The 13055-nt window shown below is 62.5% G+C and carries 16 protein-coding genes; 13 read left to right on the plus strand and 3 right to left on the minus strand.

The window, feature by feature from the left end:
• Positions 1-294: 294 nt before the first annotated feature.
• The 3 genes from dapA (at position 295) to FJ490_RS02825 (ending at position 2475) form a co-directional block, all read left to right on the plus strand.
• The gene (dapA, locus tag FJ490_RS02815) at positions 295-1176 is read left to right on the plus strand and encodes a 4-hydroxy-tetrahydrodipicolinate synthase (RefSeq protein WP_140728336.1); all 882 of its coding nucleotides are present in this window, start codon (positions 295-297) and stop codon (positions 1174-1176) included.
• Between the two features lie 25 nt (positions 1177-1201).
• Positions 1202-1681: an SsrA-binding protein SmpB gene (smpB, locus tag FJ490_RS02820; protein ID WP_140494616.1), complete on the plus strand. Its 480-nt coding sequence runs from the start codon at positions 1202-1204 to the stop codon at positions 1679-1681.
• A gap of 83 nt (positions 1682-1764) precedes the next feature.
• Positions 1765-2475, plus strand: coding sequence for a GH25 family lysozyme (locus tag FJ490_RS02825; protein WP_140728176.1), 711 nt, complete (start codon positions 1765-1767; stop codon positions 2473-2475).
• Between the two features lie 14 nt (positions 2476-2489).
• Here the strand turns inward: FJ490_RS02825 and FJ490_RS02830 are convergent, their stop codons facing one another.
• The gene (locus FJ490_RS02830; RefSeq protein ID WP_246672586.1) at positions 2490-3152 is read right to left on the minus strand and encodes a uracil-DNA glycosylase; all 663 of its coding nucleotides are present in this window, start codon (positions 3150-3152) and stop codon (positions 2490-2492) included.
• A gap of 11 nt (positions 3153-3163) precedes the next feature.
• Positions 3164-3745, minus strand: coding sequence for an NYN domain-containing protein (locus FJ490_RS02835; protein WP_140494612.1), 582 nt, complete (start codon positions 3743-3745; stop codon positions 3164-3166).
• Between the two features lie 332 nt (positions 3746-4077).
• On the opposite strand from FJ490_RS02835, the gene rpoZ reads away from it, so the two are divergent.
• The 4 genes from rpoZ to FJ490_RS02855 all read left to right on the plus strand — a co-directional run bounded on the left by rpoZ (position 4078) and on the right by FJ490_RS02855 (position 7834).
• Positions 4078-4479, plus strand: coding sequence for a DNA-directed RNA polymerase subunit omega (rpoZ, locus tag FJ490_RS02840; protein WP_140494610.1), 402 nt, complete (start codon positions 4078-4080; stop codon positions 4477-4479).
• Positions 4480-4607: 128 nt separating this feature from the next.
• Entirely contained in the window at positions 4608-6836 is a 2229-nt protein-coding gene (locus FJ490_RS02845; RefSeq protein WP_140517800.1) for a bifunctional (p)ppGpp synthetase/guanosine-3',5'-bis(diphosphate) 3'-pyrophosphohydrolase, read from the plus strand.
• Between the two features lie 28 nt (positions 6837-6864).
• Positions 6865-7443 (plus strand): orotate phosphoribosyltransferase, encoded by a 579-nt coding sequence (gene pyrE, locus FJ490_RS02850; RefSeq protein WP_140520690.1) that lies wholly within the window; start codon positions 6865-6867, stop codon positions 7441-7443.
• Between the two features lie 10 nt (positions 7444-7453).
• Positions 7454-7834: a VOC family protein gene (locus FJ490_RS02855; RefSeq protein WP_140559458.1), complete on the plus strand. Its 381-nt coding sequence runs from the start codon at positions 7454-7456 to the stop codon at positions 7832-7834.
• A gap of 6 nt (positions 7835-7840) precedes the next feature.
• Here the strand turns inward: FJ490_RS02855 and FJ490_RS02860 are convergent, their stop codons facing one another.
• Positions 7841-8362 carry a GNAT family N-acetyltransferase gene (locus FJ490_RS02860; protein WP_140559459.1) on the minus strand — a complete coding sequence of 174 codons (522 nt, stop codon included), beginning with the start codon at positions 8360-8362 and terminating at the stop codon, positions 7841-7843.
• Between the two features lie 216 nt (positions 8363-8578).
• Between FJ490_RS02860 and FJ490_RS02865 the strand changes: the two genes are divergently transcribed.
• The 6 genes from FJ490_RS02865 to FJ490_RS02890 all read left to right on the plus strand — a co-directional run bounded on the left by FJ490_RS02865 (position 8579) and on the right by FJ490_RS02890 (position 12970).
• Complete coding sequence (locus FJ490_RS02865) at positions 8579-9178, plus strand: DUF2062 domain-containing protein (protein WP_140494599.1); 600 nt, start codon at positions 8579-8581, stop codon at positions 9176-9178.
• Positions 9175-9588 (plus strand): holo-ACP synthase, encoded by a 414-nt coding sequence (acpS, locus tag FJ490_RS02870; RefSeq protein WP_140494597.1) that lies wholly within the window; start codon positions 9175-9177, stop codon positions 9586-9588. Before FJ490_RS02865 ends, acpS begins: the two co-directional genes overlap by 4 nt.
• A 77-nt stretch (positions 9589-9665) precedes the next feature.
• Positions 9666-10415, plus strand: coding sequence for a signal peptidase I (gene lepB / locus FJ490_RS02875; RefSeq protein WP_140494595.1), 750 nt, complete (start codon positions 9666-9668; stop codon positions 10413-10415).
• Positions 10416-10419: 4 nt separating this feature from the next.
• A complete protein-coding gene (rnc, locus tag FJ490_RS02880) occupies positions 10420-11145 on the plus strand; it encodes a ribonuclease III (protein WP_140494593.1) in 726 nt (241 codons plus the stop codon).
• Positions 11142-12074 (plus strand): GTPase Era, encoded by a 933-nt coding sequence (gene era, locus FJ490_RS02885; RefSeq protein ID WP_140494591.1) that lies wholly within the window; start codon positions 11142-11144, stop codon positions 12072-12074. Before rnc ends, era begins: the two co-directional genes overlap by 4 nt.
• A 5-nt stretch (positions 12075-12079) precedes the next feature.
• Positions 12080-12970 carry an aminoglycoside phosphotransferase family protein gene (locus FJ490_RS02890; RefSeq protein ID WP_140728177.1) on the plus strand — a complete coding sequence of 297 codons (891 nt, stop codon included), beginning with the start codon at positions 12080-12082 and terminating at the stop codon, positions 12968-12970.
• Positions 12971-13055: the final 85 nt, after the last annotated feature.

The raw sequence follows: 13055 nt of genomic DNA on the forward strand, positions 1-13055 counted from the left end.
TTTACACATCACCAGCAGGCGCGAAAGCTTCGCGACCCGGACCAGACCGTAAACTTAGGTCATGAAGGGCCAGTTAACAAAAGGTTATCGAGGCCGTTCGAATTGCGTTTGCTGGCAGAATGGCAATGCTTGCCGCGCAACCATGTCGAGACTATGGTGCGCCGCCTCGCTTTCGGTTAGAAGGCGCGACATTAAGACCAGAGACGAAAATACCCATGCATATCGCCCAGAAGTGGCTACCGGTTTCGGGATAACGATATGCGTGAACAAAGAAGTCCCAAGGAGTTGGACGACATGCTGAGAGGCTCGCTGACCGCGCTCGTGACACCGTTCGAAAAGAGCGGGCGTTTCGACGAGAAAGCCTTTCGCGCCTTTGTCGACTGGCAACTTGCGGAGGGCACGACAGGCCTTGTTCCCGTTGGCACCACCGGCGAGTCGCCGACGCTGTCGCATGACGAGCATCGTCAGGTGGTCAAGGTCTGCATCGAGGCGGCCAGGGGCCGCGCTCCGGTCGTCGCCGGCGCTGGCTCCAACAACACCGCGGAAGCGATCGGCTTGGTCCAATATGCCGAACAGGCAGGCGCCGATGCTGCACTTGTCGTCACTCCCTACTACAACAAGCCGACGCAGCGCGGGCTCTATGAGCACTTCGCCGCCGTCGCCAGGGCAACCAAGCTGCCGATCATCATCTACAACATCCCGCCGCGGTCGGTCATCGACATGATGCCGGAGACGATGGGCCGGCTGGCGCACGACTTCAAGAATATCGTCGGCGTCAAGGACGCGACCGGCAAGGTCGAACGGGTTTCCGAGCAGCGTATGACCTGCGGCAAGGATTTCATCCAGCTTTCCGGCGAAGATGCATCCGCGCTCGGCTTCAACGCGCATGGCGGTGTCGGCTGTATCTCGGTGACGGCCAACGTCGCGCCGCGGCTTTGTGCCGAATTCCAGGAGGCGACGCTGTCCGGCGACAGCGCCAAGGCGCTGGAATTGCAGGATCGCTTGCTGCCGCTGCACAAGGCGATCTTTATCGAACCCGGCGTGTCCGGCTCCAAATATGCGCTTTCGAAGCTCGGCAAGGTCGAGAACGTGCTGCGTTCGCCGCTGGTCACAGTCGAACAATCGACGGCCGAAAAGATCGACGCGGCGATGAAGCACGCCGGCTTGATAAATTAGGGATGAGGCGCCACCTCTCCGCATTATGAATCAAGTCAGAAAAGCCGATCCCAACAACAAGACCGTTGCGGAAAACCGCAAGGCGCGGTTTTCCTATGAGGTGCTCGACACGATCGAGGCCGGCCTGGTGCTGACCGGCACCGAGGTCAAGTCGCTGCGCCAGGGCCAGGCCAACATCCAGGACAGCTATGCCTCGGTCGAGGGCGGCGAGATTTGGCTGATCAACTCCTATCTACCGGAATATCTGCAGGCCAACCGCTTCAACCACGAGCCGCGCCGGCGCCGCAAACTGCTGCTCAACAAGCGCGAGATGGCCAGGCTGTCGCAGAGCGTCGACCGCGAAGGCATGACCCTGGTGCCGCTGAAGATCTATTTCAACGACCAGGGCCGGGCCAAGCTGCTGCTCGCCGTAGGTCGCGGCAAGAAGCTGCATGACAAGCGCGAGACGGAAAAGCAGCGCGACTGGTCGCGTGAGAAGGGCAGGCTCTTGAAAGAGCGCGGGTGACCGCCACCAGGCGGTAGCCAAGCGGATAAGTGTTTGGCTTTCAGGGTTCTAGCCAAGGAGCCAGAATACCGGAGGGGACAGTCTTGAAGAACCGGATCATCCTCTGGGGATCGGTCAGCCTGGTTTTTGCAATGCTCATGGTCGCTGGCGGCTTCTTCTATTTCCATGCGTTTTCTCCGGATCGCGGCAAATATCCTGTCAGGGGCATCGACGTTTCGCATCATCAGGGCCGGATCGACTGGCGGCGCGTTGCCGCCGCCGACGTCGCCTTTGCAGTCATCAAGGCGACCGAGGGCGGCGATCATGTCGACGATGCCTTTGCCACCAATCTGCGCGAGGCTCGTGCTGCCGGGCTCGCTGTCGGCGCCTATCACTTTTTCACCTTCTGCCGGCCGGGCGCCGACCAGGCGAAGAATTTCATCGCCGTGGTGCCGCACGACCAGCCTTTGCTGCCGCCGGTTGTCGACATCGAGTTCGGCGGCAATTGCCCGCAGCGTCCTTCGCCCGAACAACTCGACACCGAACTCCAGGCCTTCCTCGGTCCCGTTGAAGCCGCCTTTGGCAAGAAAGCCATCATCTATCTGACCGACGATGCAGCAACGGCCTATGCAGGACAGATCGCCGCCCGTCCGCTCTGGCTTCGCTCACTGCTGCTCGAGCCGGGTCGCGACGATTGGGTCTACTGGCAGTACCACAACAGGGGCCGCGTCGAGGGCATCGTCGGTGACGTCGACCTGAACGTCCTGCAAGGAGGTCAGGAGAAACTGTCCGCATTGTTCGCGCCGGCGTTGTAAGCCAATTCCAGACCCTACGAATCCAGGAACGCCGCAATTTCCCTGAAAACGCTGACGAACATCGCTTCGGTCAGCACGCCGGTGTTGGTGTTGTAGCGCGAGCAGTGATAGCTGGAAAACAGCGTGATGCCCCCGGCCTCCTGCCGCCCGCCATGCTTGAAGGGATAGGCGGCGACGCGCTGGCCCAGTGCCCGCACGGTCGACTGGTGCGCGATCGAACCAAGTGTCAGTACGGCCCGCAAATTGGGAAACCGTGCGATCGTCGGCACAAGGAAAGTCCGGCAGGTGGCGATCTCGGCGCCCACAGGCTTGTTCTCGGGAGGCACGCAGCGGACGGCGTTGGTGATTGCCGTTCCAACGAGCTCCAACCCATCGTCAGGCCGTGCCTTGAACTCGCCGCGCGCCAAGCCGTGCGCGATCAACGTGCCGTAGAGCAGGTCGCCGGCATAGTCGCCCGTGAAAGGCCGGCCCGTGCGGTTCGCTCCGCGCAGGCCGGGCGCAAGCCCGACGATCAGCAGCCGGACCGAATCGTCGCCTTCGGGCGGCAGGAAGGTCGGAACCGGCGCGTTGAACCACGATGGCTCGCGTTGCCGCCACTCGGCAATGAAACCGTGCAGCCGCGGACAGAGCGGGCAATCGCGATCGGGTTCCGGGGAGGCGGCCAGATGTGCGGCCAACGCAGCCGCCCTCAGTACTCGTCCTCTTCCGTCTCGGCCGGTTCGGGTCGGCGCACCGGCCTTTCGGAGGGATCGCGGCCCACCTCGTTCTTCAACGTCATCAGGTCGATGAAATGGTCGGCCTGGCGACGCAGATCGTCGGAGATCATCGGCGGCTGCGAGGCCATGGTCGAGACAATCGACACCTTGCGCCCGCGCCGCTGCAGCGCCTCGACCAGCGTGCGGAAATCGCCGTCCCCGGAGAAGATGACATAGTGGTCGACGACATCGGCCAGTTCCAGCGCATCGACGGTCAATTCGATGTCCATGTTGCCCTTGATCTTGCGGCGGCCGGTCGAGTCGGTGAATTCCTTGGCCGGCTTGGTGACGACCTTGAAGCCGTTATAGTCGAGCCAGTCGATCAGCGGCCGGATCGAGGAATATTCCTGATCCTCGACCAGGGCGGTGTAATAGTAGGCGCGCAGCAGGTAGCCGCGTTTCTGGAAGCTCGACAGGAGCTTGCGATAATCGATGTCGAAACCGAGCGCGCGCGACGTGGCGTAGAGATTGGCGCCGTCGATGAACAGGGCGATCTTTTCACGGGGGTCGAACATGGAAAAATTCCTTTTCGAAATAAGCGGCCGTCAAAACGAAATGCGACTATCAGTAGGGTTCGCAATAAACCGGCTGACCTTACGCTTTTCGAAATAACGCCAGTTTTGTGGCAATCCAAGGGTTCGTTGCCGCACTGCAAGCAATTGTGATCGCCGGGTTGGTACCGGCGCACCGGAGCTCGACCGAAACCGGCTTCGGGGGAAATCCGACAAAGCAATGACAGATCGGCCGTTCTCCGGCCTCGGCATTCCATAATGCTTGTATTTCCGCGGCGTTCGGGTTATTGACCGCGCCTGTTTTCCATTAAATCCAGGCATGAAAGGGGCAATCCATGGCCCGCGTAACCGTTGAAGATTGCATCGACAAGGTCGACAACCGCTTCGAGCTGGTGCTTCTGGCCGGCCACCGTGCTCGTCAGATCAGCCAAGGCGCGCAGATCACCGTCCCGCGCGACAATGACAAAAACCCGGTCATCGCACTGCGCGAGATCGCCGACGAGACATTGTCGCCCGACGACCTCAAGGAAGACCTGATCCATTCGCTGCAGAAGCATGTCGAGGTCGACGAGCCCGAAGCCGATGGCGAGGCGATCGCCGATCAGACCGGCGCAGCCGTCACGGCCGCCGATACCGATGATGCGGAGGACAACATCGCCTTCGATCGCATGACCGAGGAAGACCTGCTGGCCGGCATCGAAGGCCTGGTGCCGCCGGAAAAGAGCGACGACTACTAAGACTGCTTTGCGGAGGCGCCTGGAACAATCTTCCGGCACTTCCGTCCCGGCAGTTTCGTGGCTATCTATGACATGCGCCGTGCAGCAGTGCGGCGCATGATTCATTTCATCGCCGAGAGATTCCGCCCATGATGCGTCAGTATGAGCTTGTCGAGCGCGTCCAGCGCTACAAGCCTGACGTCAACGAGGCGTTGCTCAACAAGGCCTATGTCTATGCCATGCAGAAGCATGGCCACCAGAAGCGCGCTTCCGGCGACCCCTATTTCTCGCATCCGCTCGAAGTCGCCGCCATCCTCACCGAGATGCACATGGACGAGGCGACGATCGCCGTTGCCCTGCTGCATGACACGATCGAGGACACCACGGCGACCAGGGCCGAGATCGACGAACTGTTCGGGCCCGAGATGGGCAAGCTGGTCGAGGGCCTGACCAAGCTGAAGAAACTCGACCTCGTCTCCAAGAAGGCCGAGCAGGCCGAGAACCTGCGCAAGCTTCTGCTGGCGATCTCGGAAGACGTGCGCGTGCTTCTGGTCAAGCTCGCGGACCGCTTGCACAACATGCGCACCCTCGACCATGTGCCGGAAGCCAAGCGCCTGCGCATCGCCGAGGAGACGATGGATATTTATGCGCCGCTGGCCGGGCGCATGGGCATGCAGGGCATGCGCGAGGAACTGGAAGAGATCGCCTTCCGCTACATCAATCCGGAAGCCTATCGCGCCGTCACCGCCAGGCTCGCCGAGATTTTCGAGCGCAACAAGGGTGTGCTGTCCGAGATCGAGAAAGCGCTGTCGGCGCTGTTCGAGAAGCATGCGATCAATGCAGGCGTCAAAAGCCGGCAGAAGAAGCCGTGGTCGGTGTTCCGCAAGATGGAGGCCAAGGCGCTCTCCTTCGAGCAATTGTCCGACATTTTCGGCTTTCGCGTCGTCGTCGACAATGTCGAGGACTGCTATCGCGCGCTTGGCGCCATCCACACCGCCTGGTCGATGGTGCCCGGCCGTTTCAAGGACTACATCTCAACACCGAAGCAGAACGATTACCGCTCGATCCACACCACCATCGTCGGGCCGTCGCGTCAGCGCGTCGAGCTTCAGATCCGCACCCGCGAGATGAACAAGATCGCCGAATATGGCGTCGCCGCCCATTCGATCTACAAGGATACCGGCGGCAAGGCGAACGGCACGGCCCATTCGATCTCGAAGGAAACCAATGCCTATGCCTGGCTGAGGCGCACGATCGAACAACTCGCCGAGGGCGACAATCCCGAGGATTTTCTCGAGAACACCAAGCTGGAACTGTTCCAGGATCAGGTGTTCTGCTTCACCCCCAAGGGCATGCTGATCGCGCTGCCGAAAGGTGCCACGCCGATCGACTTCGCCTATGCGGTTCACACCGATGTCGGCGACACCTGCGTCGGCGCCAAGGTCAACGGCCGCATCATGCCGCTGATGACGGAGCTGAAGAATGGCGACGAGGTGGAGATCATCCGCTCCAAGGCGCAGGTGCCGCCGGCCGCGTGGGAATCCGTCGTCGTCACTGGCAAGGCGCGCGCCGCCATTCGCCGCGCCACCAAGAACGCCATCCGCAAGCAGTATTCGGGTCTCGGCGCGCGCATTCTCGAACGGGCTTTCGAGCGGGCCGGCAAGAATTTCACCAAGGAAAACCTGAAGCCCGTCCTGCACCGGCTGGCGCGCAAGGACATCGAGGACGTGCTGGCGTCCGTCGGCCGCGGCGAATTGGCGTCCACCGACGTCATGAAAGCCGTCTTCCCAGATTACAAGGACGAGCGCGTCACGCCGGCGGCGCCCAAGCAGCGCGAGGAAGGCTGGTCGAAGATCCGCAACGCCGCCGGCATGCTGTTCCAGATCCCGGGCCGTGCCGCGCGCAAGGACAAGGACCAGCCGCGCGACGGCGCGGTGCCGATCCGTGGCGTGCGCGGTGACCTGCCGGTGCGTTTCGCGCCGGAAGGGGCGGTGCCTGGCGACCGCATCGTCGGCATCGTGCAGCCGGGCACCGGCATTACCATCTATCCGATCCAGTCGCCGGCGCTGCAGGCTTTCGACGACCAGCCCGAGCGCTGGATTGACGTGCGCTGGGACATCGACGAGCGCACCAAGGAACGCTTCCCCGCGCGTGTTTCCGTCACCGCCATCAATGCACCGGGATCGCTCGCCGACATCGCTCAGGTCGTTGCCTCGAACGATGCCAACATCCATACGCTGTCAATGGTGCGCACCGCGCCCGATTTCACCGAAATGCTGATCGATCTCGAAGTCTGGGATCTGAAGCATCTCAACCGGCTGCTGTCGCAGCTCAAGGACAATTCGAGCGTCAGCGATGCACGGCGTGTCAATGGCTAACTCGGCTGATCTACACGGGGATAGACGGATGAATACGGACGAAGTGCTGGATATTTTTCGCCAGGCTGGTGCTGTCCTGGAGGGGCATTTCATCCTGACGTCGGGTCTGCGCAGCCCTGTCTTCCTGCAGAAGGCGCGCGTGTTCATGCATGCCGATAAGACCGAGCGGCTGTGCAAGGCGCTGGCCGAAAAGATCCGCGCCGCCGTGCCGGGTAAAATCGACTATGTCGTCGGCCCGGCCATCGGCGGGCTGATCCCGGCCTACGAGACTTCGCGCCATCTTGGCGTGCCGGCGATCTGGGTCGAGCGGGAAGGGGGCGAGTTCCGGCTGCGCCGCTTCGAGATCGCGCTCGGCGCGCGTGTCGTCATTGTCGAGGACATCGTCACCACTGGATTGTCTATCCGCGAGACCATCGACTGCCTGCGCGAACTTGGCGCCGAGGTCACGGCGGCGGCCTGCATCATCGACCGCTCGGCGGGCAAGACCGATGTCGGCGTGCCGCTGATCGCCCTCGCCGAGTACGAGGTGCCGGCCTATCCGGCCGATCGGCTGCCGCCGGAACTCGCCGCCATACCGGCGATCAAGCCGGGCAGTCGCAATATCTGAGAGGGGCGGGATGATCATCAGTATCGATCATTTCGTGCTGACGGTGGCCTCACTCGAGGCGACCTGCGCCTTTTACCAGCGCGTTCTGGGCTTTAAGCGCATCGATACGCCGGGCCTGCCGACAGCCCTGGCTTTCGGCAACCAAAAGATCAATGTCCACGAGGTCGGCCGCACCTTCGAGCCGAAGGCGAAGTCGCCGACGCCCGGAGCCGGTGATTTCTGCCTGATCACCGATCGGCCGCTCGGCGAACTCCTCGCCAGTCTCGAAGCCGATCGTGTGGCGGTGGAACTTGGACCAGTAGAGCGGATCGGCGCACGCGGCCGCATGATGTCTGTCTATTTCCGCGATCCCGACGACAATCTGATCGAGGTCAGTGAATATCTGGAATAGCCGCCGTTAAATCCGCGCGAGATCGAGCAGCATTGCGCAGCGCCGGCTCACCGGCATGCCGTGCGCGGCTTCCTGTCTCAGCCACCCGGCGAGCCGCGCATCGATCTGCGCATCCTCCAGGACGCGGAATCCGAACTTTCGGTAGAACGGCACGTTCCAAGCAACATCGCGAAATGTCGTCAGCGTGATCGTTGCAAGGCCGCGCCGCCTGGACTCCTCGATGACGGTCTCCAGCAGGGCTCGGCCGATGCCCGAGCCTTGCCACTCAAAACGAACGTCGAATTCCAGGATATGCAATGCATCGTCCTCAACGCTGGCGCTCAAGAAGGCGATGGCGCGGTCGCGCTTGTCCGTGGCGACCCAGCATGTGCCCTCCGTGGTCAGCGCGCGGTGCCGCTCGACGCTCATATTGCCGTCTTCGGCGATCCAGGCGAGGTCCGGTATGGAACGAAACGCCAGCCCGGCGGATTGCTCGATATCGGGCAACTCTTTCGCCTCGTCGTCGCGCGCTGGTCGAATGGTGGCCATGCCGGCCGTCCTTCTTTTCCTCAGTTTCGCCTCAATGGCGATCTTGTTACCCCCTGCGGCAGACCATCGCGGCAGCGTTTCGTTGTTCCGAAGGCAGCCTGTCGCTATATCAAAGTCGTTGTTGCCTTTCTGCGCCCCGGAAGCGCAAGATAAGTTGCTGTGACCTGGCTTGGGTGGCAGGACGGCGGGTATTGGTAGATCAGGAATTGGAATAGAGTGCTTTTTCGACGCCGCGAGCCTGATGGCCTCTTGGAGCGGGTGCGTACCTATCTATGGCCGCGCCGGTCGTTTTCGCGCTCGCTGCAGTACTTCTCCAAGCGCATCCTGCGGCTGAAGGCCACGCCGCATGCGGTGGCGGCCGGCGTCGCCGCTGGCGTCTTTGCTTCGTTCTTTCCGGTGGGTTTCCATTTCGCCATTGCCGCGGTGCTGTGCTGGCTCATAGCCGGCAATCTGGTGGCGGCCGCACTTGGCGCCGTATTCTTCGGCAATCCACTGACGTTCCCGCTGCTGTGGGGCGCCTCCTGGGAGACCGGCAAGCTCATCCTGCACAGCCGCCTGCCGGCGCACGGCCCGCCAGCACATCTGGGCGAGATGCTGCACAACCTTTCCTTCGCGCAATTGTGGGCCCCGGTGCTGAAGCCGATGCTGATCGGTGCGATACCGCTTGGACTGGCCTTTGGGGTTCTGTTCTACGCCATCACGCGCTGGGGCATGAACGCCTTTCGCGAGCAGCGGCGCAAACGGCTGGCAGAGCGCGCGGCCCGCCATGAGCAATCGTCTCACCCAAACGCAAGCATCGGTTCCACCGCGCGATGATCATCGGCATCGGCAGCGATCTGATCGATATCAGACGCATTGAAAAGTCCTTGGAGCGCCATGGCCAGCGCTTTATCCAGAGAATCTACACCGAGGTCGAGCAAGCCCGCTCCGAAAACCGTCGGGCGCGGGCGGCCTCCTACGCCAAGCGCTTCGCAGCCAAGGAGGCCTGCGCCAAGGCACTGGGCACCGGCCTGGCGCAGGGCGTGTTCTGGCGCGACATGGGTGTCGTCAATCTTCCGAGCGGCGCGCCCACCATGGCACTGACCGGTGGCGCCGAGGCGCGGCTGAACGCGATTCTGCCAAAGGGCCATCGGGCGATGATCCATCTCACCATCACGGATGATTTTCCGCTTGCTCAAGCCTTTGTGATCATCGAAGCGTTGCCCGTCGAACAAGCGCCACATTGATTGCATCTGACCACCGGCATGACGTTGCCCAGCGCGCGCCGAGACTCTATACCATCCAACGCACAATCGAGGACGACATGAGCGTGGCTGAAAAACCCCAGAAGAAATCCGGCGGGCTTGGCGAAACCGTCAGCGTCATCGTCCAGGCGCTCTTGCTTGCCTTGGTCATTCGCACGCTCTTGTTCCAACCCTTTTCCATCCCGTCGGGTTCGATGCGGCCGACGCTGCTCGAGGGCGACTATCTCTTCGTCACCAAATGGTCCTACGGCTATTCCCGTTATTCGCTGCCCTTCGGCCCGGACATCTTCTCGGGCCGCATCTGGGGCTCCGAGCCGAAGCGCGGCGATGTGGCTGTGTTCAAGTTCCCGCCAGACCCGTCCGTCGACTATATCAAACGTGTGGTGGGCCTGCCTGGCGACAAGATCCAGGTGAAGGACGGCCAGCTGTTCATCAACGGCGTCGGCGTGCCGCGCGTGAAGACCGGACAGATCGACAATCCCGACATCACCGAAAAGGATTATCCGATCGACGTCTATCGCGAGACGCTGCCCAACGGCGTCAGCTACGACACGCTGGATCTGTCGCCGAACTCGATCGGCGACAACACGCGCGAGTTCGATGTTCCGCCCGGTCACTATTTCATGATGGGCGACAACAGGGACAACTCCGCCGACAGCCGATTCTCCGTCGGCTACGTTCCGGCCGAAAACCTGGTTGGCCGGGCCAACCTTGTTTTCTTCTCGATCGCCGGCAAGGCGAGCCCGCTCGAAATCTGGAAGTGGCCGTCGCTTATGCGTGCTTCGCGCCTCTTCCACTTCGTTAATTAGGGTCATGGCGGCGACAAGACGGCTGACCGCCGACGCGCTCGCCGAAGCGCTGGTGGAGCGCACGGGCCATGCCTTTGCCGACCGCCGGCGCCTGCAGCGTGCCTTGACCCATGCCAGCGCCCGCGGCGCCAATGCCGGCACCGACTATGAGCGCTTTGAGTTCCTGGGCGACCGGGTTCTCGGCCTCGTGGTGGCCGATATGCTGCTGGCCGCGTTTCCCGATGCGGCGGAAGGCGAATTGTCGCTGCGGTTCAACGCGCTGGTCAATGCCGAGGCGCTGTCGGAGATCGCCGAACATATTGGTCTGCCGGAGCTGATCCGCGCCGGATCCGACGTTCAAGGGCTCGAGGGACGCAAGCGCGTCAATCTGCGCGCCGACGCGCTGGAATCACTGATCGCCGTGCTCTACCTCGACGGAGGGCTGGAAGCGGCGCGCGCTTTCATCCACAAATATTGGCAGCCGCGCTCGCAGGCGTCGGGTGCCGGCCGACGCGACGCCAAGACCGAGTTGCAGGAATGGGCGCATCAGGCGGCAAGCGCCGTGCCCGTCTACCGCATCGATAGCCGCGAGGGGCCGGATCACGATCCGCTGTTCACCGTCAGTGTCATGGTTGGTGGGTTCCAGCCGGCTGTCGGCAGCGGCCGCTCCAAACGCGAGGCCGAGCAGGCCGCCGCCGCCGCCCTTCTGATTCGTGAAGGTGTCTGGATCGATCAGGGAGACGCGGCATGACAGCCACGGAAGACACGGTTCCGGCCGCGCCTGCGGCCGTTACGCATTCCGGCTTCGTAGCGCTGATCGGTGCGCCCAATGCCGGCAAGTCGACGCTGGTCAACCAGCTTGTCGGCGCCAAGGTGTCAATCGTCACCCACAAGGTGCAGACGACGCGTGCCATCGTCAGAGGCATCGCCACGCACGACAACGCGCAGATCGTCTTCGTCGATACGCCGGGCATCTTCAAGCCAAAGCGGCGTCTCGACACGGCAATGGTGACGACAGCCTGGGGCGGCGCCAAGGATGCCGATATCGTGCTGCTCCTGATCGATGCCGAGCGTGGCATTAGAGGTGATGCCGACGCCATTCTCGAACGCCTGAAGGATGTGCGCCAGCCGATGGCGCTGATCCTCAACAAGGTCGACCGCGTCAAGCCGGAGGCGTTGTTGGCGCTGGCGGCAGCAGCGAACGAAAGAGTGCCGTTCAAGCGCACCTTCATGGTTTCGGCGCTGACCGGCTCCGGCTGCAAGGACCTTCTCGATTACCTTGCCGAGGCGCTCCCGGTGGGGCCCTGGTATTATCCGGAAGACCAGATCTCCGATCTGCCGATGCGCCAGCTCGCCGCCGAGATCACTCGCGAGAAGCTCTATCTCAGGCTGCATCAGGAACTGCCCTATTCCTCGCACATCGAAACCGAGAAATGGGAAGAGAAGAAGGACGGCTCGGTGCGCATCGAGCAGGTCATCTATGTCGAACGCGACAGCCAGAAGAAGATCGTGCTCGGCCACAAGGGCGAGACCATCCGCGCCATCGGCCAGGCGGCGCGTATGGAAATCGCCGGCATCCTCGAGCAAAAGGTGCATCTGTTCCTGTTCGTCAAGGTGCGCGAGAACTGGGGCGACGATCCCGAACGCTACCGTGAGATGGGGCTCGAGTTTCCGCACTAGGATGGATGGATAGCAAGTCGAACATCGACGCAGCTTTGGTCAGCCGGTTGATCGCGGCGCAATCTCCTCGCTGGAGGGATCTTGCGGTTCGGCCGATTGAACCTGGCGGATGGGACAACAGAAGCTTTCGTCTCGGCGACGAGATGACCGTTCGGTTGCCCAGTGCCGCCGCCTATTTCCTGCAAGTGGAGAAGGAACATCGCTGGCTGCCGAGGCTGGCGCCGCTGTTGCCGCTGCCCATCCCTATACCGCTGGCGATGGGAGCCCCGGCCGAAGGCTATCCGTGGCATTGGTCCGTCTACAGGTGGATCGAAGGTGAGACTGCAAAGCGCGAGCGTATCGCCAACCTGTCGGAATTCGCGGCGGACCTGGCCGGCTTTCTGATTGCGCTGAAGCGGATCGACCCGGCTGGCGGACCGGGGCCGGGCCAACACAATTTCTTTCGCGGCGGGCCGCTGAACGTCTATGACGGGGAGACGAGACAAGCGATCGCGGCGCTCGACACCCGTATCGACGCCGGCGCGGCAAGCGCTGTCTGGGAAACGGCTCTTGCCGCCCCTTGGCAAGGCCCGCCCGTCTGGTTCCACGGCGATGTCAGCTGGGGCAATCTTCTGGTTGAACACGGCAGGCTAAGCGCGGTGATCGACTTCGGCACCTCCGGCGTCGGCGATCCCTCATGCGATCTGGCGATTGCCTGGACGTTGTTCGAGGGGCAAAGCCGTGAAGTGTTCCGCGCTGGCCTCGGCGTCGACGACGCGACCTGGGCGCGCGGCCGCGGCTGGGCACTATGGAAGGCGCTGATCACCGCCGCCGGCGAGATAGACGTCAACTCGGCCGAGATCGAACAATCCTGGCGCGTCATCGACGCGGTGCTGGCCGACCACAAGCGCCGGTAATAACGACCCAAACCGTTGGCTGGCGGCTATCGACCAGGGACGCCGAGGCTCCGCTTGGGTCGACTTCTCAGTTGGCCAGCGCGGA

This window comes from Mesorhizobium sp. B2-5-11 (assembly GCF_006440835.1).
Lineage (GTDB): Bacteria > Pseudomonadota > Alphaproteobacteria > Rhizobiales > Rhizobiaceae > Mesorhizobium.

What these genes read in the sequence shown, in the direction of transcription:
- pyrE (WP_140520690.1), top strand. Translation starts at nt 6,865, where the DNA reads ATGAATACGGACGAAGTGCTGGATATTTTTCGCCAGGCTGGTGCTGTC.
- FJ490_RS02890 (WP_140728177.1), top strand. Translation starts at nt 12,080, where the DNA reads ATGGATAGCAAGTCGAACATCGACGCAGCTTTGGTCAGCCGGTTGATC.
- dapA (WP_140728336.1), top strand. Translation starts at nt 295, where the DNA reads ATGCTGAGAGGCTCGCTGACCGCGCTCGTGACACCGTTCGAAAAGAGC.
- FJ490_RS02855 (WP_140559458.1), top strand. Translation starts at nt 7,454, where the DNA reads ATGATCATCAGTATCGATCATTTCGTGCTGACGGTGGCCTCACTCGAG.
- acpS (WP_140494597.1), top strand. Translation starts at nt 9,175, where the DNA reads ATGATCATCGGCATCGGCAGCGATCTGATCGATATCAGACGCATTGAA.
- lepB (WP_140494595.1), top strand. Translation starts at nt 9,666, where the DNA reads ATGAGCGTGGCTGAAAAACCCCAGAAGAAATCCGGCGGGCTTGGCGAA.
- FJ490_RS02860 (WP_140559459.1), bottom strand. Translation starts at nt 8,362, where the DNA reads ATGGCCACCATTCGACCAGCGCGCGACGACGAGGCGAAAGAGTTGCCC.
- era (WP_140494591.1), top strand. Translation starts at nt 11,142, where the DNA reads ATGACAGCCACGGAAGACACGGTTCCGGCCGCGCCTGCGGCCGTTACG.
- FJ490_RS02845 (WP_140517800.1), top strand. Translation starts at nt 4,608, where the DNA reads ATGATGCGTCAGTATGAGCTTGTCGAGCGCGTCCAGCGCTACAAGCCT.
- smpB (WP_140494616.1), top strand. Translation starts at nt 1,202, where the DNA reads ATGAATCAAGTCAGAAAAGCCGATCCCAACAACAAGACCGTTGCGGAA.
- rnc (WP_140494593.1), top strand. Translation starts at nt 10,420, where the DNA reads ATGGCGGCGACAAGACGGCTGACCGCCGACGCGCTCGCCGAAGCGCTG.
- rpoZ (WP_140494610.1), top strand. Translation starts at nt 4,078, where the DNA reads ATGGCCCGCGTAACCGTTGAAGATTGCATCGACAAGGTCGACAACCGC.
- FJ490_RS02835 (WP_140494612.1), bottom strand. Translation starts at nt 3,745, where the DNA reads ATGTTCGACCCCCGTGAAAAGATCGCCCTGTTCATCGACGGCGCCAAT.